Raw genomic sequence first — 24,415 nt, 5'->3', positions numbered from 1 at the left:
AAGAAACTAAATTTGTATCTGATCAGAAAAAATCTAACAAATGAAAACACCATTGTCTTTCACACTAGTAAATATACTTCTGCTCTCTTTTATTTTTTGCCTGCCGGTAAAGGCCAGCCATTATTATTTCAAACAGATCTCGTTGAAAGAGGGACTTCCTTCCACTGTTAAAAACATTTTCACAGACTCTAACGGGATTGTGTGGATAGGGACAAAAAACGGGTTGGCCAGATTCGACGGATATGAACTGCAAAAATACCGGCACGAACAAAACAACCCGCTATCACTTCCTGACGACCCTATCGTACGTATCGTCGAAGATAAACTGTATAATATCTGGATACTCACCGAAAAAGGGATGGCGCTTTATATGCCGGACACAGACAATTTCGTCACAATGAAAGACAAAAACGGAAGCAATATTATTGCACATTCCGTCTGCGAACAACCAGACGGAATGCTATTTGGTTGCCGCAACCAAATATATAAATATGATTATCAAACCCGGGAATTGTCCTTATCGCTGAATTTCAACTACCGGGATGGCTATCCTATATTGTCGCTCTATGTATGGGATAAAAACACATATCTATGCTCCAATCGGTGGAAAGGACTTGTCTTGGTAGACAGACACACCGGCAAAACCTCTCCCACCCCTTTCAATTGCGGAGACGAGATTATATCCATGCTCATCGACTCCCGGGAAAGAATATGGATATCCCCTTATAATCAGGGGATACGCTGCTTCGACCGCAGCGGCAAGCTACTAGAAGAATATACAACTGCCAATTCCGGTCTGAACAACAATGTCATCTTATGCATGAGTGAAAGAGATTCGCAAATATGGGCCGGAACAGACGGAGGAGGTATCAACATCATCGATCCCGAAAAAAAAGAGATCCATATCCTGGAGCATATTTCCGGAGATAATTATTCATTGCCAGTCAATTCGGTTCTTAGCCTTTACAAAGACAACTATAATAATATGTGGGCTGGAACTATCCGCGACGGTCTGATCAATATCCGCGAAGTGTATATGAAAACCTATACACACTCCCTTTTGGGAAATGAGAACGGGATAAGTGACAATACGGTACTGAGTCTCCATCAGGAACCTTCAGGCATCGTTTGGGTAGGAACAGATGGCGGAGGAATTAATAAATTCAATCCATCCACCGAGAAGTTCAAACATTTCTCCAATACATGGGGAGATAAAATAGCCTCTATTACCGGTTTTTCAGACAGCGAACTATTAATTACCATATTCAACCGGGGAGTATTCCGCTTCAACAAACAAACATCCGCCCTTAATCGGGTCTTGATCGTCAACGACAGCATCGATCATTCACTGTGCCATACCGGAAAGGCGGTCAACGTATACCGGAACACACCTGAAACCATCCTGTTTCTGGGAAATCCCAATATCTATACCTATACGGTCTCATCCGGCCATTTCGAAGAGGTAGAAAAAGAGTTTGATGAACAAATTACCGGGGCGCTCCTCCCCATCCACCATAATCCTTATCTAACTTATATGAATGACTTCTACAGCATTTATGAGTTCAACCACCGGACCAACAAGCTCTCCCGGATTTACAAATGCCCGGAGGATAATCATATCAATGTCGTTTCGCGCGACCAGTACGGTACTTTCTGGATCGGCACCAACTACGGACTGATCAGCCACAACCCGATCATCCAACAATCACAAAATATAAAAACAAGCCTGTTCAGCGGTATCAACTCCATCATCTGCGACCAGCAGGACAAAGTATGGATAGGGGCCGACGGAATGGTATTCACTTATTTGATTAAGGAACAGAAATTTATCCTTTTCGGAGAATCGGATGGCATACAACCCAATGAATACCTGAACAAACCCCGGTTAATCGGACAAGACGGTTCGGTTTATATGGGCGGGATCAAAGGGTTGCTGGCAATTGACAAAGACATTCCTCTCGGTACGGACGAAATACCGGAATTACGTCTAAAAGATATCATTATCAATGGGGAACCGGCTAACGCAGAGATTAATGAGCGACAAGCAGGAATCTCCGTCCCCTGGAATAATAAATCGATCGTGATAAAGGTTCAATCGCAGGAAAAAGATATTTTCCGTAAGAAGATATACCGTTATACAATCAAAGGAGCGAACGACCAACAGATAGACTCATACAAACCGGAACTGATCATACGCTCTTTACCTCCCGGCAACTACAATCTATCCGCTTCGTGCAGTAAGAAAGACGGGGACTGGACTTCTCCCCAAAGCCTGCTTTCCATCAGGGTAATGCCTCCCTGGTATAAAACCTGGTGGTTCATCCTATCCTGCCTGATCGCAATATCCGGCCTTCTGGCGTGGCTTTTCTTTTCAGCAATCCGAAAGAAGGAATACGAACTGAAATGGGCGATGAAGGAACACGAGCAAAAAGTGTATGAAGAAAAAGTCCGTTTCCTTATCAATATCAGTCACGAACTACGTACGCCGCTGACTTTGATACATGCGCCGCTGAAACGTATCTTGCAGGCATTACCCGAAACCGACGTTCATTTCCAGCCGCTGAAAAGTGTTTATCACCAGGCGCAACGAATGAAGAACCTGATCAATACCGTACTAGATGTCCGGAAAATGGAGGTCGGGGAAAATAAATTACAGATAAAAAAGCATCCGCTTAATAAATGGATACATTCTGTTTCAGAAGACTTTATTACAGAATGTAATGAAAAACAGATCCGATTGGTTTATCTGCTGGATGAAGAAGTCGGGGAAGTGCCTTTCGACGAACATAAATGTGAGATCATCCTCACCAATTTATTAATAAATGCCGTAAAATATAGTCCGGATAATACGGAAATTATCGTTTCGTCCGGGCGATGTGACGATAACAGGAAAGTGAGGATCACTGTAACCGACCAGGGATGCGGACTGAAAAATGTGGATATGACCAAATTATTCACCCGCTTCTACCAGGTGAACAACGAGCAAGGAGGTTCCGGTATCGGACTGTCTTATTCCAGAATCCTGGCGGAACTTCATGGTGGCCGCCTAGAAGCGAAAGACAGAGACGACCAAAGCGGAGCTATCTTTTTCTTCGAACTGCCGGTAGAGCAGGATGTCATAAGCGAAACCTACCAACCCAAACCGTACCTAAACGAGCTTATCGCCGGTTATGAAGAGAATGATAACAGCGAAAAACCGGTGAGCATCCGGACGACGGACAATTACACGCTGCTTCTGGCAGAGGACAACACGGAACTAATCAATTTCCTGAAAGAGACTTTACGCGATCAATTCAAACAGATCTATACTGCAACGAACGGGAAGAATGCTCTTCAGATCGTCAAAGACAAGCAACCGGATATCCTGGTCAGCGACATTATGATGCCCCAGATGGATGGTTATGAGTTGTGTAAAGCGATCAAAGAAGATATAGAGATCAGCCATATTCCGGTTATACTTCTTACAGCTCGTGACGATGAGAAAAGCCGTTCGCTGGGTTATAAGAATGGAGCCGACGGTTATTTAGTCAAACCTTTCGACATGGATACGCTTCAGGAACGCATCCGCAGTTTGTTGATTAATCGGGAACACATAAAGAACAGGTATCTGAAAGCCGGATTTATTCCTCAACCGCAAGAAACGACTTTCAGTAATACGGATGAACAGTTCCTGCTTAAACTCAATAGGGTGATCACCGACAACCTGACGAATCCTTCCCTTGACGTGCCTTTGCTTTGCAAAGAAATCGGTATGAGCCGTTCTTCGCTGTACAATAAAATGAAAGCGATAACCAATATGGGCATAGCGGATTATATCAATAAACTAAGGATGGAAAAGGCAATCAACTTGCTGGCTACAACGGAGATGAATATAACAGAGATAACAACAGAGGTTGGATTCTCTACAGCCCGTTATTTCAGTACGGCTTTCAAGCAGTACACAGGCAGTACACCTACACAATATAAAGAGAATATCAAAAACGAATAAATAAAAAAATAGCGGATGAAAAATCATCCGCTATTTTTTTATTTATCAGGTAATTCTTACTTAACAATTACTTTATAAGCCTGGTCACCTTCTACAGATACAATCACAACACCTCTTGTTGTCGGAACTGTAACATAGTCAGATGAAACAACACGTGTAGCGATTGTCTGGCCCAGGATGTTCGACACTGTGATCTTCTTTCCATGTGCATTACGGATACTGAATTCACCAACACCACCAATTACCTTAACTGTATTAGGAGCTTCGATTTCTTCGTTGGCAACAGGAGCAGGAGCAGTTTCAACAGAGAACTCAACACCGTCTTTTGTCATAACTACAACGTTATTTATGATACCTACATATGGTGCACTTTTTTCAGTACTATTTAACTCCTTCTGATTTTCTAGCAGATAGTTACCGCTTTCTGTCACTTTTAATGCAAACAAAGCAGGATTGTTAGCATTATCCTTCATTGTTTCAATTGTATCGTTTTTAATAAAGTGAACACGATAATTCTTATCTGCAGATGTATCAACTAATGAAGAATCGCGGCCAGAAACCATATAAAAATAATGTCTACTAGCATTCGGATCACCATCAACAGCCAATGAAGTCATAATAAAATACAACGGTTTCTCAGCAGTAGAAGCCTTTGATTTACTCAACCACAAGCTAAAGTTGTCCTTTTCATAAGTTGATTTCAAGATATCCTGTCCTTCCTGCTTTGCTTCTGCAAAACGGCTGAACGGATTCATTGTTAATGACTTCAGATCTGAAGTAAATCGTTTGTTACCAGAATCAAATGTGCCGTATTCAGGTGCATCCATTTCAACGAAATTGAAATACGCCGGAGTTTCTGACAGAACCATGTTTGAAGAAGCTAAATCAGCTGAAATATATTTATTTGCTGTAACATTTTCACCAGATACAACTTTCATATCATATTTACCACCATTCGTACTTGTATTAAAACGGAACACAATGGCATCCTTAGGCTCTGTAGAAATCTTCAAGCATTTTTTATCTTTATCATATGCTACATATTTATTGCTAAACTGAGATTTCAATTTGTAAGTAACTACAGAAACAGTATCATTTAATTTTTGTGCTCCTTCCTTCAAACTAACTCCTACAGAATCTAATTTAAAGAGAACAGCATCTTTAGCATCACCTGTTGTAACCTTCAGTAAAGAATCAGAAGTAAAAGTATATGAATTACTTGTTTCTGCACCTGCAGGAAGCAAATTCAAAACATAACCATTATTTGCTAAATCTTCTTTTGAAAAATGAAGAGAACCCAAATACTTATCATCTAAATTTACTTTCTGAGGTTCAACGGTAATAGAATCTGCACTGCCACCGAATGTAAAAGTATTAGCTATTCCCTGAACAGCGAAAACTTCACCTTTCAGCAATATAGATGTATTACTTTTACGATCTACAATGCTATACATTCCATTATCTTCTTTTATATACCACTGTCCTTCAAGCTGATTGACAGAAGGAGTACCGGCCATTACCTTTATTTTCCGTTCGCTTTCATCATAAGACGATATATATTTTCCACCCATAGCTCCCTTACTGGCGCTCTTCAGAAAATAGACACCCGTACCACCGGAAATTTCTGCCGGAACACCCCGGCTAGCCGTAATGAATGGGTGAATATCATCTACGCCTCCAATTGTCAACACTTTCTTTGTCCCCAACTGAGCATAAACAACATGCTTTGCAGCTTCTGCTTCCTTCGCATTCTCCATTGCAGGAACACTCTTAACGATCATTGTCAACGAATCATTCTTCAAATCTGCCGTAAACTTAAATAGTTTAGCATCTTTGTTCGGCTTAATTGTCGTGCGTATGGAATCTAATGAAAAACTATTCCCGGCTCCTTCTACTGTCAATGTGTCTACACCTAAGAATTTCTTTACCCCATCGGCATACGCTTCATCTCCTTTTTCCTGCAACATGAAGTAGTCATCGTCAATGTCTTTACCGTCATACTTCGTTACGGCAATCAAATCCTTTCCACTGAAAATATCACCTTCAAACTCTTCGCCGAAAGAAAGTTGGAATGTAGTAAAGCCGTCTCCTAATTCAGATGGTTTTACCGAATAAGATACCTCAGGAGCCACAACAGAAAAAGTCATTTGCGTACCACCTTTAAATACGATTTTCTCTTTATCATCTCTACTCAGCGTCATCGTCTCCGAACTATTCACCTTTGCAGAAATAAACCCTTTTCCATCCTCTGAAAAAGACCATTTATCAATACCTTCTGCTAAAATAGGATCACCATCCAAATCTTTTGCAAAAGACAACACTTGTTTAGTCTTTTTATTAACAAACTGATATACATTAGACGATGTTTCCGTTCCAGCATAAACAATTTTCCAAAGAGTCAAATCAATAGCCTCTTTGGTTGTACCCAGCTTTTCTTCCAGCACAACCGAATCTCGGTTCTCCGGAGATATAGCCAGATAAGATTTTGTTCCAATCTGCAGATGATAATAATTGTTCCCTGCCCATTCCGTCGAAGGAACCGGCTTAGCGTCCTCTGCACTAACCGTCAACGAACTTACCGCCATCAAAGCAGCGGCTATTAAAGTAGATTTTTTATTCATATATTTTCCCTTTTGGTTTATACATATTATTAATACTAACTACAAAGATATGATTTTTTAAATTCGCAGATGCAATAAGAAACGCTAAAGATACTTATAATCATGCATATTGTACAAAACTAGTCTTTTTAATGCCAAGATGTTACATGCGTTATTAAAGATTGCCTTTTCAAAGAAAAACATAGTAATAATGAATGAAGCTTTCACTATATGGGCAATCACAAACGGAAGCTATTTATAACAAAACGATTCGAATAATCACCCTAAAACAACAATATGACACACATTTCAAAGAAACAAAAACACAGTAATCTTTCCTAAGAACGTTTATAGAAGACTCACCATTACAATAATTAACAAATATCCCCCCAGAATCATTTTCAAAACCTCGTTTTAAAGGAATTACAAGTTCGTTTAAAACGAGATTTTTTTTGTTTTAAACAAAATGGAGGTTCATTTAAAACGGGAATACAGTTAAAATGTGTTGCAAGAAGGATTAACAAAGGCTTTTTCCCACTCAAACGGCATGTTTTTCGGCAGTTTTTTATCACAGAGCGCCTTTAAAACACATCAGAAACAAAATATCATAAACATCTTAAATATCAATTTCACAAAACAAAACAAGCACAACAAGCCAACAAACAACATCTATTTATCATATTTCCATATTAAAACCGCACTATTTAACAACAATATCCTCCCGGAGAATCTCACAGAATCCACCCACGCTGTCCTTTTGTCCGTATAGCTCTCCTATATACCAGTATAAATAACATTTTGATACTTGAACTACAAAGGCACTAAATCCAAATACGAAAGTGAATGTTTTTGATTAAGTTTCCTCTCCTGACAAAAAACTATTACCTTAGTGCCGTAATTAAACAAAGTATGGTAACAGAAGAATTAAAAAGACTCTACTACGAATATACCGGTTCACAGGCCGAAAACATCACAGAACTACCCTCATCCGGATCAAACCGCAGGTATTTCAGAATATCGGGACCTGAAACGTTGATCGGAGTCAGCGGATCTTCACAGGAAGAAAACAAGGCTTTTATTTATATGTCCGGATTTTTCAGAGAGAAAGGTATTTCCGTCCCGGAAGTACGTTTTCATTCTGAAGACTATTCTTTCTACCTACAGGAAGACCTGGGAGACACAATGCTTTTCAACGCCATTGAAAAAGGACGTAAAAGTTGTGTATTCGATGAACAGGAACGTGAGTTATTACATAAAACAATTACCATGCTTCCTTCCATCCAGTATGCAGGAGCCGATGGGTTTAATTACAACGAATGTTATCCACAGCCGGAATTCAACCAGCGTTCAATCCTCTGGGACCTGAATTACTTCAAATACTGTTTTCTGAAAGCAACAGGCATGGAATTTCAGGAAGACCGCCTGGAAGATGACTTCCAGAAGATGAGCGATGTCTTATTGCGCGACACTACTCCTACTTTCCTGTACAGGGATTTCCAGTCGCGTAATGTGATGGTGAAGGATGGCGAACCCTGGTTCATTGATTTTCAGGGTGGACGGAAAGGGCCGGTTTATTACGATGTCGCCTCTTTCCTCTGGCAGGCCAAAGCCAATTATCCGGAAGATTTAAGAAACGAACTGCTTGCCGATTATTTGCAGGCACTACGAAAATATACAGATGTAGATGAAGAACATTTCTTCAGTCAGCTACGTCATTTCGTCCTGTTCAGGACTTTACAGGTATTGGGCGCCTACGGTTTCCGGGGGTATTTTGAAAAGAAACCACATTTCATCCAAAGTGTTCCTTTTGCGATCAATAACCTGCGCCAGCTATTGAAGAACGATTATTCCGAATATCCCTATCTCTGTTCCGTATTAAGGGAGTTGACCGGACTGACACAGTTCAGGGACGATATAAAAAAGCGGATGCTGGAAGTTAAGATCGTCAGTTTCTCTTATAAAAAGGGCATCCCCAACGATCCGAGCGGAAACGGCGGAGGCTTTGTTTTCGACTGCCGTGCTATTAATAACCCCGGTAAATATGAGCGATACAATCACTTTACAGGGCTTGACGAGCCGGTTATCCGTTTTCTGGAAGAAGACGGTGAAATTACGCAATTCCTCGAGCATGTATATAATATTGTAGATGCTTCAGTGAAACGATACCTGGATCGTGGCTTTACGAATCTGATGGTTTCCTTCGGTTGTACCGGCGGACAACATCGTTCCGTTTATTCGGCACAGCATCTGGCAGAGCATCTGCATGCCAAATTCGGAGTAAAAGTAGACTTGACCCACAGGGAACAAAATATAGAACAAATCTTTGACGCAATATTATGAAAGCTATGATTTTCGCAGCCGGTATGGGGACTCGCCTCAAACCGATGACCGACAATACCCCAAAAGCATTGATACCAATCAATGGAAGACCAATGTTGGAACATGTGATCCTTAAACTGAAGGATGCAGGGTTTCACCAGATCGTTATTAACATTCACCACCTGGGAGACCAGATCATTGATTTCCTGGCAGCTAATAACAATTTCGGCATCCAGATCCATATATCCGACGAACGTGGATATCTTCTCGACACCGGAGGCGGCATAAAAAATGCGGCTAAATTCCTTCAGGGAAACGAACCTTTCCTAGTGCACAACGTCGACATCATGTCGAATGTCGACCTGAAAAAGTTATACGACTGTCACCTGGAAACAAAACCGTTAGCCACCTTACTGGTTAGCAAACGGAACACATCGCGTTACCTTCTTTTCAACAACGAGAACCGTCTGTGCGGATGGAGAAACCATGAGACAGGAGAAGTAAAATCTTATTATCCCGATTTCGATCCCAAATTATATAATGAATACGCCTTCAGTGGTGTTCATGTATTATCTCCGCAGATATTTGACTGGATGGAAGAGTGGACAGGTAAATTCCCGATTATCAATTTCTACCTGTCGATCTGCGCAAAGGCCAATATTCATGCTTATGCAGCCGAAAATCTGCGACTGCTCGATATTGGCAAACCGGAAGCTTTGGCAAAAGCGGAAGAATGGGTAAAAAGTTTGTAATAAAATAAGATGGCTTTAGCCGGAAGTGTTTCAGACAATTCTGACTAAGGCCATTAACAAGGGTAAATAGTCTTTTAGTTCCACACGCAATAGTTTTAATGCCTGCTGAATACGATAATCGACCGTTTTAGACGAGACATTCAATTTTTCGGCGATCTCATGGTAAGTCATATTTTGGAAACGGTTCATCTCAAAGGCCTCTCGATACGTTTCCGGTAAGCGAGCCAAGGCTGCTTCTATATTCCGGGTTAATTCTTCCACCACATAAAAATCAGGATCTTCATACTGCGATTGCATATTGACAGACATAGAATCCACAATCCGCTGTTTTAATTCATTCCTATTTATCAGGGTAAGACATCTGTTTTTCACAGCTCTAAACAGATAATTCTTCGGAGAGGACTCGATCACCTGCATAGAACTATTCTCCCAGAACCAGACCATAACATCCTGTACAATCTCCTGACCATCGTCAAAATCTACAAATTGTTTTGCGTAGGCACATAATAAAGGATAATAACGCATAAACAAGACATCAAATGCTTTCACATCACCAGACTGGATCTTTTCAAAAAGAACCTCGTCTATTGTTTTATCTGTGATTTTAGAAAGCATATAGCAAGCTATGGATTAAGTTCTAGTAAGACTAATTCGATTATCTCTGCAAAAATAACATTTTTCAACACATTGGCTATTACAATGCGATTAAGTTTATCGAATATTAAACAAATGCAAGCCTTCGAATGGCTAAACAAGCCAAATAAGCAATCATTTTCACCATAGTCTTACTAGAACTCTTTCACAAATCAAAAAAAATACATCTTTCCATTTAGGAGGTTCTTCCGTTCATTAGTCTTTAATATAAAAGAGACAAAATGGACATGCAAAAACATATAGACGAACATATACTTCTGAACTATTATACAGGGACACTACCCGCTGATCAAAAGCAGGAAGTGGAGCAATGGCTGCAAGAATCCGAAGAAAACCGAAAAATTGGACGGGACATTCAGTATATCTATGCTGCTAGCGACACACTTTATACGATTAAAAAAGTAAATTCGGCGGAAGCGTTGGAACAGGTAAAGAAAAGATTTCACAAATCAAACAAAACGAATTTCCTCATCTGGTTCCAAAGAGTGGCAGCCATACTTATTCTTCCTTTATTGATCAGTATGATTTACTTTGTAACGGAAAAAGAACCGGTCGAATACATTGAAGTAAAAACAAATCCCGGCATGGTTGCGGCCCTCGACCTTCCCGACGGAAGTAAGGTTTGGCTGAACTCCGGATCTTATCTAAAGCATCCTAAACATTTCACTGGCGACATCCGAGAAGTCGAACTGAATGGGGAAGCATATTTCTCCGTACAGAAAGATAAATCAAAGAGATTTATCGTGAATACGCCTTTCGACCTGAAAGCAGAAGTTCTGGGAACAGAATTTAATATGGAAGCATATAGAGAAAGCAACCAAGTTACCACTTCTCTGATTTCGGGCTCGGTCAGGCTATCTTTCCGTAACAGGGAGAATAAGGAAGAATCGTTTATCATGAAACCTGATGATGAAATATCCTATAATATAAAGACCAAGGGGATTAAAACTAATACGTCTTATTTACCTACCCAAATAGCTTGGAAAGACGGTCTGGTTATTTTCAGAAACACCTCTTTTGAAGAGGCTCTAAAGGTACTAAGCAAACGTTTCAATACCGAATTTATCGTAAAAAATGATCTATTGTACGAAAACTCTTTCACCGGAACTTTCAGTGGACAGCATCTTACGCTTATTCTCGAGCACTTCCGGTTATCATCCGGCATTCAATATAAGTTTATAGATCCGGAAGTCAATCAGGACAAAGGAAAAATTTCAGAAAAAACAATTGTTGAACTATATTAATTTTTTGTGTAACCTAAGTAAATACAGTATGAAAGAGACAGTACCTCCTTAAAACAAAACATACGGAAAAATATTGGCGTATTTTCCCGTATGAAAACCAACTGCAGGCTTGTTTGGCGACAAGCATAAGCAAATGAATTTTTTAACTCTAAAATCACTTACAAATCTATGACAAATTATTTTAGCATCCAACATTTCAGGATGGTGAATCCATCGTTTATTGTCCTGAAAAAAATACCATTATGTATGAGACTCACTGCAATAATGCTATTTGTATGCATAGGATTGGCATACGCATCCGAAAGTTACAGTCAATCGGCAACATTAACCCTGAACGTTAATAATAAAACAGTTCAGGATGTTTTAGACGAAATAGAAAAACAATCGGAATTCCATTTCTTCTACAACAACAAACAGGTAAATACAAATCGTGTCGTTTCCATAAAAAGTAACCGGAAAAATGTATTCAATGTATTGGAGCAATTGTTCAACGGAACAGATATCAGCTACAAAGTACTGGATAAGAGCATCATTCTTTCTCCGAAAGAAGTTCTAAGCGAAGCAATAGTGCAACAGTCCATTAAAAATATCTCCGGAACGATTACTGATGCCAAAGGTGAGCCGATTATTGGAGCTAATGTGGTAGAGAAAGGTTCTACCAACGGAACCATTACAGATATAGATGGAAAATTTAATTTGTCTGTACCCAACAAAGCCATATTGATTATTTCCTACATCGGATATGCCAGCAAGGAAATTCCAGTAGGCGAACAATCGATGATAAAAATCACATTATCGGAAGATACAGAACTACTGGAAGAAGTGGTAGTAACAGCGTTAGGTATCAAACGTTCGGAAAAAGCATTGGGTTATTCGGTTCAGAAAGTCGGAGGAGATGAATTCACAACAGTAAAAGGAGCCGACATAGCAACTTCCCTTTCCGGAAAAATCGCCGGTGTTTCTGTCATCAACACAAACGCATTTAATGAAAGTTCAACAATCTTGTTGCGTGGAGAAAAACCTCTTATCGTAATTGATGGTATTCCGTTTGAAAACACAGGATTAAGCGATGTGGCCGCCGACGATATCGAATCGATGAGTGTATTGAAAGGTGCGACAGCTTCTGCCCTTTACGGCGAAAAAGGAGCTTCAGGAGCTATTATGATAACAACAAAGCGTGGAACAAAAGAAGGTCTGGCAGTCAGTGTGAACAGTAATACGATGTTCAACGCCGGCTATCTGGTATTGCCCGAAGTACAATCATCCTATAGTAGCGGTTCAGGAGGCAAGTACCTGCAAGAGTTGAGTGAATATATTTGGGGTGACAAACTGGATATAGGAAGAACTGCTGTCCAATACGACCCCAAAACATATGAATGGAGAGAAATGCCTTTGGTATCAAAAGGGAAGGATAATTTCAACAATTTACTGGAAACATCTTTTGTTACCAACAACAACGTGAATGTCACGTATAAAGGTAAAAACGGTAGTTTCAGAACCTCACTGACACATGTATACAACAAAGGGCAATTTCCTGGAAATAAATTAAACGATTTCACTTATACCGTTGCCGGAGATATGAAGTTCGGCAAGTTTTCCCTGGATGCCTCTATCACTTACAATGGTAGCTACAGCCCGCAATTCAGAGGAGAAGGATATGGTTGGGACGGATACCTCTACAATATGATCGTATGGACAGGTACCGAATTCGATATTCGCGAATTCAAAAACTATTGGAAAGAAGGCAAAGAAGATATCGAACAAAACTGGTTATACAAATACGATTATAACAATCCTTATTTCCTGGCAAACGAAGCGACAAAATCGCAATTGGAAAACCGTGCCAATGCACAAGCTACGCTCAACTACGAAATTTTGGATTGGTTGAAAGCAACGGCACGTGTAGGTTCTGATACTTACTCTAGAAAATTTGAATACAAGATACCTCTGAGCGCCCGTAACAGCCAGACTGGTAAATTTGAGAAATATGAACGTAGAGGATATGGTATCATAGGCGACGTTCTGTTGATTGCAGATAAAAAAGTTGGCGACTTCAATGTTGGCGGAATGTTAGGTATGGGATTAAACTATTACCAAAAAGACGAGTTTGATGCCAATACAAACGGAGGACTGACCGTTCCCGGATTTTATTCGTTAAAAGCATCGAAGGATCTTCCATCTGTATCAACCACTGTAAAAACGAAACAGACAAACAGTGTTTATGGTAAAATCGACTTATCCTGGAAAAATGCAATTTTCATCGAAGCCACAGGCCGTAACGACTGGGTTTCAACACTGGCTAAATCAGAACAGTCATACTTCTATCCATCCGTATCCGGTAGTATTATCCTTTCAGAATTGGTCGACATGTCTGACTACCTGAGCTTTTTGAAATTAAGAAGTTCATGGACCATAACTAAAACGGCTGCCGATATATATGATATCAATAAAGTATACAAAATCACACAAAATGTATGGGACAGCAAATCTACTGCCGCATACCCGGCTATGCTCCGTGACGCCACACTGGTTCCTCAAAAATCAACATCATTTGAAGTGGGTGCTGCCGCTCATTTCTTAAGCAATCGTTTACGTTTCGATGTAGCTTACTATACAAAGTTAATGACTGATATCCAGCACGAATCACCTTTAAGCTATACTTCCGGTTTTGAGAAAACTTTAAATAATTATGATGAAGAGCGTATCAAAAAAGGATGGGAAATTACCGTATCCGGTGATATTATCAAAACGAAAGATTGGAACTGGACCTCTTCCTTCAACTGGGGACGCGACCGTTACTATTATCATAAGATAGATGAGACTTATTCAACCGACAGACCCTGGGTTAAAGCTGGCGAACGCTGGGACTGGTTCGAAGTGTATGATTGGGAAAGAGATCCACAAGGCAACATTGTACATAGTGGAGGTATGCCTGTATTAAGCGACTATCCAACAAAAGCCGGTTTCGAACGCCCTAACTGGGTATGGGGGTTCACCAATCATCTGAGCTATAAAAACTTTACTCTTGATGTATCTTTTGACGGACGTGTCGGAGGTAAAGCTTACAATCGTCTGGAACAAGCTATGTGGAATTCCGGAACACATATTGACAGCGATAATCAATGGCGTTACGACGAAGTTGTAAACGGAAAAACAAATTATGTAGGCCAGGGTGTAAAAGTCGTTTCCGGTTCTGTAAAATATGACTCTTACGGAAATATTCTGGAAGACACACGTGTATTCGCTCCAAACGACGTCGCCACATCTTACGAAGCCTATACCAAAAATTACCAGCCATGGAATGGTAGTAAAAGAATTCAGAACATTCATGACCTGACATTTCTTAAACTGCGCGAATTGTCTATCGGATACAAATTGCCGGGAGAAGCAGCTCAAAAGATCGGTTTCGATAATATCCACCTCTCTTTAGTAGGACAAAACCTGTTCATCTGGAGCAAAGATTTCAAATATTCGGATCCGGATGCTATCACGGAAGATCACGCTGAGTTACTAAACGCTCCTTCTATGCGCTATGTTGGTTTGAATATTAAACTTGATTTTTAAAAACTGAGTTATTATGAAACATATAAATAAATTACTGTTATTATTCACATCGCTATCTATATTTACAGGTTGTGATAATTTTGAAAAACTAAATACAGATCCGGACACCGCAACGACAGTTCCATCTTCCATGCTGGCAACCAAAGTTATTTATGAAGTTGTTCGTAAAGACCGTACCGTGAAGGAATATGTAAACGACGGTGTATTAGCTAAACAAATCGTATGGAACGAAGGTGTTTCTGACTTGCAATATAACAATATCGGACGTGGCGATTTCGATGGTTTCCTACAAGTGGTCAACTGCAACGATATGGTAACTAAGTCACCCGGACAAAAAGGTTACGAAGGATTAGCCCTTTTCTCAAAAGCATATTTGCTTTATTATATTTCATTAAATATAGGAGATATACCATATAGCAATGCCGGCCAAGGAGAAGAAGGTAATCCCCGTCCGAAATACGAAACTCAGAAAGAAGTCATGCAAGGCATTCTCAACGATCTGGAAAAAGCTTATCAATGCTTCTCCGATGCTGATGATATGGCTTTCGAAGGAGATATTATTTTCAATGGGAATAAAGACAACTGGAAAAAAACAGTCACTGCGTTCCAACTGAAAGTATTAATGAATCTTTCAAAAAAGGAAAATGAATCTGATTTGAACTTAAAATCACGTTTTGCCGGAATCATTCAGAATGGCTCCTTAATGACATCCAATGCAGATAACTTTCAATTGGTTTACAAAGATCAGCAAGGAATGAAATATCCTTTCAACGATTTGACTTCTAACCAGACAAAATATGCAATGATGTCATCTGTATTGGTTGACCAAATGACTGAATATGGAGATTATCGTTTGTTTTACTATGGAGAACCTTCCATTGCCAAAATAAACGAAGGCAAAGAGGAAAGCGATTTTGAAGCTTATGTTGGTGTTGACCCGTCTCTTCCTTATGGAGAGGTATCGAAAGCACATGGTGCCAATTTATTTTGCAGGCCAAACCTCCGTTACATCTCTGAAAGTCATGTAGAAGGTGAACCGCTGATACGCTTGGGATACAGTGAACAGCAATTCCTGCTGGCAGAAGCTTGCCTGCGCGGCTGGATCAGTGGTAACGCTAGTGATTACTATAAAAAAGGTATTGAAGCTCATATGAAATTTGTCAGAGATTATACTCCAGACGAATATGCACACGGGCGTGTTATAACTAATGATTATATCACATCTTACCTGGCTAATGACAAAATACAACTGACAGGTTCTTTTGAAAAGGATCTGGAAAAGATCATCACCCAGAAATATATTTCATATTATCTGCAACACACTTATGAGGCTTATTACGATTATAGAAGAACCGGTTACCCTGTATTACCAATCAATCCAGAATCAAGTAAAAATGTAACAGCCCCGGATCGTATACCGGTTCGTTATATGTACCCTGAAAGAGAATATAACTACAATCGTGAAAATCTGGAAGAAGCACTGAGTCGTCAGTTTAGTGGAAATGATAATATCAATGATGTAATGTGGATATTGAAATAAAACGGAGAATGTTATATTCTACTTAGAATATAAATACTAACAGTCTTTGTTTTATGTCATGAATAATTATGAGGGATAGGAGAAATCCTATCCCTTTTCCATATAAAACAATTACCTTTGGAAACATAAAAACACATTACGCTAATATCATGAAATATCTGAAGCAAAAGGAATCATTCTTTAGGATGAGACATTTATTTATCTTTTTCTTTCTCTATTCTGTTGTTATCACATCAGTAGCTCAATCCCCCACCCTCAACCTCGCCTTGCATCTCGACGGGAAAGACAATAACGTACGAACCGGCATCCGAATACTCAACGCCCCCTGGACACTTGAAACCTGGATAAAAGGAGATGACAAATCCTGGAAAGATCAGGAAATCATTTTCGGAGGCGGAGAATACAGCCAACTGAATATAACCGATTATCTTCCTCTTGTTATTGAAAAAGGAAAACTTCACAGTACTCAGGCAGACCTATGGTCGGAAAATGTATTGGATGATCAATGGCATCATATAGCCCTTAGTTGTGATGGCACTGCCACCAAACTGTATCTGGATGGTGAAGTGATAGACAGCAAGCCTGTTGCCGTTTCCGTTTTACCGGGAGCTTTGGGTATCAATGAAAGTGACTCCACCTCTTTCGGAGGCCTTATGGATGAAGTCCGTGTTTGGAATTCAGCCTTGCCGACCGAAACGATACAGGCATGGATGAATAAGCCTCTTGCCCCGACCCATCCGCAGTTCAAAACATTAATTGCTTATTACAACTTTGATGACGGGATAGACGATGTTTCCGTTAACTGGGTTGGAAAAGGAGATCAGGCCTATCACATACGAAACGGACGGGTCGATTACAAAGGGACAATCCCTATGGCTTATACCGTTGTCAATGACAATCCTAAATTTATTCATACACCCGATAAGCCGCAGGAATTATTTAATGCCGTCGTCATAGACAGCGAATGGGATGCCGACCAGGGAACACAGGACGATCAGATACTGAAACTGAGGATAGCTGTCACAGGTACTCAATCCCCTCTATCATTGACAGAACTGTCGTTAGATCTGTCTGAGATGACTTCTTTTGCTGATATTTCTCGCGTACATATATATTATACCGGCAAAAACGCCCGTTCAGACACACGCACGGAATTATTCGGAAATGGGAAAGCTCCCAAAGGAAAGATGACATTCAAAGCATCTAAAGGGGCGATTGAGCTGACACCCGGTATCAATTATCTGCTCGTTACCGCCGATATATCCGACAAAGCGACTTTTGGCAATAAGATTAAAATCAATGTCCCCTCCTTTAAACTGGATAAAACGAACTATATCCCTGAGACAAGTGAAGGACAAATAGAAAAAAGAATAACCTGCAACAGCAGCAGCAATCCCAATATCGTCAAAGTCCTGCAATGGAATATCTGGCACGGAGGCCAGCATGTAGGAAATGACGGACGGAGCCGGATCATCGACCTGTTAAAGGCATCCAATGCAGATATCATTACCATGCAGGAAGGCTATGGCGGACAACAACGTTTTAAAGACTCGCTCGGCTATAACATGCAGACACCCTCTTTGAAAGATAACCTTGTACTCTTCAGCCGGTATCCGCTAACCAGCATTCCGACAGAGAAGACTTTCAATTCCAATCCGGCGAAGATCACATTTCCCAACGGACGCCAACTATTGGTAAATGCCTGTTGGCTACGATATGCCTACCGGCCGGAATACTCCTGTAACTACCCGAACAGCGGACATGATCCGCGTATCTGGGTAGCAGAAGACTCTATCCTTGCATTGGTCGACATGAAACATATCCTCGAAAAAGACACGAAACCCTATCTGACAGACGATGACACCCCCGTTATTATCGGAGGTGATTTCAATTCCTGCAGCCATCTGGACTGGACTGCTGCCGCAGCACCCATCCACTACGGATACGGCCCTGTCCCCCTCCCCACTACAATTTATATGCAGGAAGAAGGTTATAAGGACAGTTTCCGCGAGATCAATCCGGATGAAATACGCCGCCCGGAAGGTACCTTTGCCGTTATCTACGGACAACTGCAAGTCAGCCGGATCGATTTTCTTTTCTACAAAGGAAAAGGCATAAAGGCTGTCGCTTCCAAAATCATTAAAACAACACCGGAGATAGACGACGTATGGGCTTCCGATCATGCGGCAGTCCTGACTACATTTGAACTGACGCCTCCTTCCGACAAATAATACATTAAACGAAATACAAATGAAAAAAGGATTATTCTTATCCGTCATCGCCTTACTGAACCTGATGACAATGAATGCACAGGTACAACCTGTACAACCTAAATTAACGAACGGGCAGTCGTTCTCCATGATTTTGTTGCCCGATCCCCAGAGCTACACCAAGTTCGATGTCAACCAGCCGTTGTTCGAACTGATGACGGCATGGACAGCCAATAACAAAGAAAGACTGAATATCGAAGCCGTGTTATGTACCGGCGACCTGGTTGAACAGAACGAGATCCGTATTCCGGACGGAGTGAACGGCAACCAGACCAGCGAAGAACAATGGAAAGCAGCCTCGCAGGCCTTTGCCCGCTTGGACAATAAATTACCATACGTTATCTGTACCGGGAATCATGACTACGGATACGAAAAGTCTGAAAACCGTTTATGCCGCTTCCCGGCCTATTTCCCATCGGAAAGAAACTCCTGTTGGAGAAAATCGCTGGTAGAAGTAGGAAACAACTATCAGGATATCCCTACGCTTGAAAATGCGGCATACGAATTCGACACGAAGACCTGGGGCAAAATACTTGTCATCTCCCTGGAATTCGCACCACGCGATGAAGCCATCGAATGGGCAAAGACAGTCACTGAAAAACCTAAGTACAAAGATCATAAGGTTATTCTCCTGACCCACTCATTCCTGGCATGGAACGGTAAACGCCACATAAAAGAGAACTACAAAGTATCTCCGGCAAATTACGGGGAAGCCATCTGGCAGAAACTCGTGTATCCCTCTTCCAACATCTGCATGGTGATCTGCGGTCACGAATGCGAGATAGCTCCTTTCAAGGATAACGTCGCTTTCCGTATAGATAAGAATGCTGACGGCAAAGAGATACCACAGATGATGTTCAACGCACAGACAGCTGACGGCTTCTGGCATGGCAACGGTGGCGACGGCTGGTTGCGTATCATGGAATTTATGCCTGACGGTCAGACAATCAAGATAAAAACGTTCTCCCCGCTTTTCGCAATTTCGCCGACAACAGCCGATAAATCCTGGAGAACCGAGTCGTACGATCAATTCGATATTACTATAAAATAATGATAAAAGAAGCTATGGGAATTGGGTATTCGTCCCTATTTTACATACCTTTGATGTACTAATACAAAAATAAACACATATCATGAAAAAAAGAAACTTATTGCTTATTCTGGTTTTAACCATTTTCACCGTCAGCTCGGCTTTTGCCGCCAAACCCAAAGCAAAACATGTAGTCTGGATCGGCCTTGACGGCTGGGGAGCTTACAGTGTAGAAAAGGCGGAGATGCCTGTCACCAAACAATTTATGAAAGACGGTTCTTATACATTGAAGAAACGTTCCGTACTGCCATCTTCCAGTGCAGTGAACTGGGCTTCCATGTTCATGGGTGCGGGCCCGGAGATCCACGGATACACAGAATGGGGATCAAAAACACCTGAACTACCTTCACGCGAACTGAATAAACATGGTATTTTCCCGACGGTTTTCCAATTGCTTCGTGATGCCCAGCCGGATGCGGAGATCGGTTGCCTTTACGACTGGGACGGTATTAAATATCTCGTCGATACCCTGTCTATGAGCTATCATGCACAAGGCCCTGACTATAACAAACAGCCGACCGCATTATGCGAAATGGCCGTTAAATACATCACCGAGAAAAAACCGACTCTTGCCTTGATCGTTTTTGACAATCCCGACCATGTAGGACATGCAGACGGACACGACACTCCTGCTTATTATGCAAATATAAAAGAACTGGACACTTATATCGGCCGGATCGTCGATGCCGTGAAAAAAGCCGGTATGTACGACGATACGATTTTCATCATCACAGCCGATCACGGTGGCATCAACAAAGGACATGGCGGTAAGACTATGCAGGAAATGGAGACTCCTTTTATCATCGCCGGTAAAAATATCAAAAAAGGATATTGCTTCGATGACATCAGCATGATGCAGTTCGACTGCGCTTCTACCGTTGCTGAAATTTTCAACCTGAAACAACCGCAAGTTTGGATCGGACGTCCGATGCCGGTATTTAAATAAATAGATGATGAAACAGATATTATTTAGCATGTTATTCCTGTTGGGCGGCTTACTGAACGGTAACGCCCAACAACCGTCACTGAAATTCAATAAAGACGGAAAATTCAAGATCGTACAGTTTACGGACGTACATTATATCCACAACAATCCGAAATCGGCAATCTCTATTGAGAGGATCAACGAAGTATTGGATGCGGAGAAGCCGGATCTGGTACTCTTCACCGGTGACGTTATCTACGGAAAACCTGCCGAAGAAGGTATGCGCACTATACTCAACCTGGCAGCCAAGCGCAAAATACCTTTCGGTATGACATTCGGCAACCATGACAACGAACAGGGACTGACGCGTACACAGTTGTTTGATATTATCCGAACAATCCCGTACAACCTGACAGACTCGGTGAAAGGGGTATCCGGAGCCAGCAACTACATCCTGCCGATCAAATCGTCGAATGGAAATAAAGATGCAGTCGTGCTTTATTGTATGGACTCTCATTCGTATTCACAGATCGAAGGGATCGGCGGATACGATTACATCAAGTTCGACCAGGTTCAATGGTATCGCGACAACAGTACCAAATTCACAAAGCAGAACGGTGGAACACCAGTTCCTTCATTGGCTTTCTTCCATATCGCTTTACCGGAATACAATCAGGCTGCTTCAGACGAAACTGCTATAATGGTAGGAACACGTAAGGAAAAGGCTTGTGCACCGCAACTGAACTCCGGTCTGTTTGCTTCCATGAAAGAGATGGGAGACATTGAAGGCATATTTGTCGGTCACGACCATGATGACGATTATGCCGTTTACTGGAAAGGCATCTTATTGGCTTACGGTCGTTATACCGGTGGCGACACTGTTTATAATAACCTGACCAACGGTGCCCGTGTGATCGAAATGACAGAAGGTGAAAAGGGCTTCAAAACTTGGATACGTCTGAAAAACAACGAGATCATTAACAAGGTGAACTACCCTTCAGACTTTATTAAGAAAAAAGACTGATTCTATTCTTACATAAAAATAAAGCCCTCTCCGCTTAAAACGAAGAGGGCTCTATTTTTTTATTGTTCAACCAATTCTGAGGAACAAGGGAACCAGGCCCAGAATGTAGATCCAACACCTGGAGTCGAAGTAAATCCGACCTCTCCTCCAGCCGATTCTACAATCGCTTTGGAAATAGTTAACCCTAACCCTGTACCTTGCGCAAACTCATTCAGTTTCTCGAACCGGGCAAAAACCTTATCGTGCTTTTCTTCCGGAATACCGACTCCTGTATCTTCTACATATATCCGAAGACCTTCGCCTTCAATCGAGTATCCCATTTTTATATATCCGGTTTTAGTACATTTCACGGCATTGGTTAGGAAATTCATCCATACCTGCTTAAGCCGGCTTCTATCCAGAACGACCCAACAATTAGGTACGGAATCATCCTGCCACAATTCAACAGCAGAGTTGTCAGCCACCTTCGGTAGGATGGTTGTATATAATTCATCGTAAACTTTTACCAGATTAAACTGTTCTTCTCTACGTTCAATTATACCCGATTCAATTTTGGATAGATCCAGAATATCGTTAATTAACCGGAGCAATAACTCATTATTAGATTGAATGATACTTACATATTCTTCCTTCTCCTCCGGATCATCGCAAGTCGTTAATAGTTCGGAGAAGCCAACAATCGCATTTAAGGGCGTGCGTATCTCATGACTCATATTGGCAAGAAAAGCAGATTTGAGCCGATCGGAAAGTTCCGCCTTCTCTTTCATTTCCTTTAGTTCCCGGATCATCTTCTCCCATTTCGTATTGTTGATCGTTATCCCGGTGTAACGGGTGACATGCCCATCCGGGCTTCTGTCGACCTGGATACCGGTAATGAGCAAGGTCTGCCACTCATCATCCCACTTAGTCTTGGAGCGATACTTCAGGCTGAAATCTTTGTCAATCCCCTGTTGCATATGACTGATAAACCCACGGACAAAATCGAGATCATCCGGACAGGCCGCTTTCAGATATTCTTCAGGCATAATTGTCTTCCCCGAATGATAATCGTTTACCGGATCATTGAAAGCCCTGAACAGGTTGCTCTTCACATCAAAATCCCAGTAAGACATACCTACCGTCTTAAAAGAAAGCTCTATCCTGCTATTCCTTTCCCTGAGTTCCCTATTCAGTTTCTGCAACTTAGGAATATTCTGCCGGAATCCAGTAAAACGTATGATATTATTATTTTCATCCATTTCGAAAGGAACCCCCATAAAGTCACAATACTGCCATTCCTCATCATACTTCGTTTGTATCCGGCAGGTAAAGTTGATCGTACTGTTTTCGCCTGCCAACATAGACTGCATGGCATCATAAAAAGAAGAGCGATCGTCCGGATGAATAACCTCCAGATATTCGTTTACTCCCAGCAACCTGCTACTCTCGTAATCATTGACGGGATCATTATAGGATTCAAATTTCCCCGTCTGCACATCAAAATCCCAATGAACGATGTTGCTGACCTTCATCGCAAGTTCACGCTTGGCTATCAGGTCCTGTGTCTTCTTCGCCATCTGAATCTTTTCCGTTACATCCAGTTGCGTTCCGATAATCAGCAATTTACCAAAATGCTCGGATGATAGCCGCATTCTACTCTCATAAAAATGATACTGCTTCTCCTGATCATTGTAAAAACGCAATGTTATTTGTCCGGTTTCGATTTCTTTATTTATCAATCGGGAAAAAAGCTGATCCAATGGAGCATGATCCAGTGGATGCAACATCTTCATTACCTCATCCGCCGTCATATTTACTTTTGCAATGGCATTTCCATATAACGGACTATAGGTTTTCTTATGCACATCATACACCCAGGACGACATATTGGCGGCATCCATAGCCATTTCCAGGTTCTTCTTGGTCTCTTCCGTACGAAATTCTTCTTCTTTTACTGCTGTTACATCGTTTGTCAGCAATATATGTCCGATAATGTTCCCCTTTTTACTTTTTATTGCTACAATCTGAGCATCGTAAATTATTGTATTTTTATTGCTGGAAGAAAAGTATTCATCACTATTTATCCGGTCGAAGTCATATTCAAACTCCAAGTCGATCTTCTCCTTCCCTGATCTTATTCTCGCTTCAAGCAAATCGTCGACATAAGGACTATTGAAGAGGTTGACAATGCCAACGACCATAGCCTGGTCCTTAACACCGTACATGCGCAGTGCATGATCATTTATACTGCGCAACACACCGTTTGCATCATAAATTTCAATACCCACAGGCAGGTAAGCATAAATACTTTCCGTAAACAGGTATTGCTCTTTTATCAATCTGGATATTTCCTCTTCTAGAGAGTCATTATCATTGTCTTTCGAATCTACTTCATTCTCTTCCATCCATCTCTTATTCTTGTCGTTCAAATACTAGAAACACCCAAAAACGGGAATAATCTATACA

General features: G+C 41.2%; 13 protein-coding genes. 10 read left to right on the top strand and 3 right to left on the bottom strand.

Features of this window, described 5'->3' with window-relative positions; translation table 11 throughout:
* Window positions 1–40 precede the first annotated feature (40 nt).
* Window positions 41–3,988 carry a hybrid sensor histidine kinase/response regulator transcription factor gene (locus M1P97_RS15480; RefSeq protein ID WP_249389546.1) on the top strand — a complete coding sequence of 1,316 codons (3,948 nt, stop codon included), beginning with the start codon at window positions 41–43 and terminating at the stop codon, window positions 3,986–3,988.
* Between the two features lie 56 nt (window positions 3,989–4,044).
* On the opposite strand, the gene M1P97_RS15475 is transcribed toward M1P97_RS15480, so the two are convergent.
* Entirely contained in the window at window positions 4,045–6,609 is a 2,565-nt protein-coding gene (locus M1P97_RS15475; protein ID WP_249389545.1) for a DUF6383 domain-containing protein, read from the bottom strand.
* An 888-nt stretch (window positions 6,610–7,497) separates the two neighbouring features.
* On the opposite strand from M1P97_RS15475, the gene M1P97_RS15470 reads away from it, so the two are divergent.
* Window positions 7,498–8,928, top strand: a complete 1,431-nt coding sequence (locus tag M1P97_RS15470; protein ID WP_249389544.1) for a RapZ C-terminal domain-containing protein — start codon at window positions 7,498–7,500, stop codon at window positions 8,926–8,928.
* Window positions 8,925–9,659, top strand: coding sequence for a nucleotidyltransferase family protein (locus M1P97_RS15465; RefSeq protein ID WP_195371815.1), 735 nt, complete (start codon window positions 8,925–8,927; stop codon window positions 9,657–9,659). Before M1P97_RS15470 ends, M1P97_RS15465 begins: the two co-directional genes overlap by 4 nt.
* A 30-nt stretch (window positions 9,660–9,689) precedes the next feature.
* On the opposite strand, the gene M1P97_RS15460 is transcribed toward M1P97_RS15465, so the two are convergent.
* Window positions 9,690–10,274 carry an RNA polymerase sigma-70 factor gene (locus M1P97_RS15460; RefSeq protein WP_195371814.1) on the bottom strand — a complete coding sequence of 195 codons (585 nt, stop codon included), beginning with the start codon at window positions 10,272–10,274 and terminating at the stop codon, window positions 9,690–9,692.
* 260 nt (window positions 10,275–10,534) lie between these two features.
* Between M1P97_RS15460 and M1P97_RS15455 the strand changes: the two genes are divergently transcribed.
* The 7 genes from M1P97_RS15455 (at window position 10,535) to M1P97_RS15425 (ending at window position 21,970) form a co-directional block, all read left to right on the top strand.
* Window positions 10,535–11,557 carry a FecR family protein gene (locus M1P97_RS15455; protein ID WP_249389543.1) on the top strand — a complete coding sequence of 341 codons (1,023 nt, stop codon included), beginning with the start codon at window positions 10,535–10,537 and terminating at the stop codon, window positions 11,555–11,557.
* Window positions 11,558–11,803: 246 nt separating this feature from the next.
* Window positions 11,804–15,121 (top strand): SusC/RagA family TonB-linked outer membrane protein, encoded by a 3,318-nt coding sequence (locus M1P97_RS15450; protein ID WP_195371812.1) that lies wholly within the window; start codon window positions 11,804–11,806, stop codon window positions 15,119–15,121.
* Window positions 15,122–15,134: 13 nt separating this feature from the next.
* A complete protein-coding gene (locus M1P97_RS15445) occupies window positions 15,135–16,661 on the top strand; it encodes a SusD/RagB family nutrient-binding outer membrane lipoprotein (protein WP_195371811.1) in 1,527 nt (508 codons plus the stop codon).
* A gap of 185 nt (window positions 16,662–16,846) precedes the next feature.
* A complete protein-coding gene (locus M1P97_RS15440; protein WP_249389542.1) occupies window positions 16,847–18,892 on the top strand; it encodes a BNR-repeat neuraminidase N-terminal domain-containing protein in 2,046 nt (681 codons plus the stop codon).
* Window positions 18,893–18,911: 19 nt separating this feature from the next.
* Window positions 18,912–19,982: a metallophosphoesterase gene (locus M1P97_RS15435; protein ID WP_249389541.1), complete on the top strand. Its 1,071-nt coding sequence runs from the start codon at window positions 18,912–18,914 to the stop codon at window positions 19,980–19,982.
* A gap of 82 nt (window positions 19,983–20,064) precedes the next feature.
* Window positions 20,065–20,967: an alkaline phosphatase gene (locus M1P97_RS15430; protein ID WP_195371808.1), complete on the top strand. Its 903-nt coding sequence runs from the start codon at window positions 20,065–20,067 to the stop codon at window positions 20,965–20,967.
* A gap of 7 nt (window positions 20,968–20,974) precedes the next feature.
* Window positions 20,975–21,970 carry a metallophosphoesterase family protein gene (locus tag M1P97_RS15425; RefSeq protein WP_195371807.1) on the top strand — a complete coding sequence of 332 codons (996 nt, stop codon included), beginning with the start codon at window positions 20,975–20,977 and terminating at the stop codon, window positions 21,968–21,970.
* Between the two features lie 59 nt (window positions 21,971–22,029).
* Here M1P97_RS15425 and M1P97_RS15420 read toward each other — a convergent pair whose 3' ends face one another.
* The gene (locus M1P97_RS15420; protein ID WP_249389540.1) at window positions 22,030–24,354 is read right to left on the bottom strand and encodes an ATP-binding protein; all 2,325 of its coding nucleotides are present in this window, start codon (window positions 24,352–24,354) and stop codon (window positions 22,030–22,032) included.
* Window positions 24,355–24,415: the final 61 nt, after the last annotated feature.

Origin of the sequence: Parabacteroides leei (assembly GCF_023369805.1) — a bacterium.
GTDB classification, from domain to species: domain Bacteria; phylum Bacteroidota; class Bacteroidia; order Bacteroidales; family Tannerellaceae; genus Parabacteroides; species Parabacteroides leei.
This window is presented reverse-complemented; position numbering and strand designations above follow the sequence as displayed.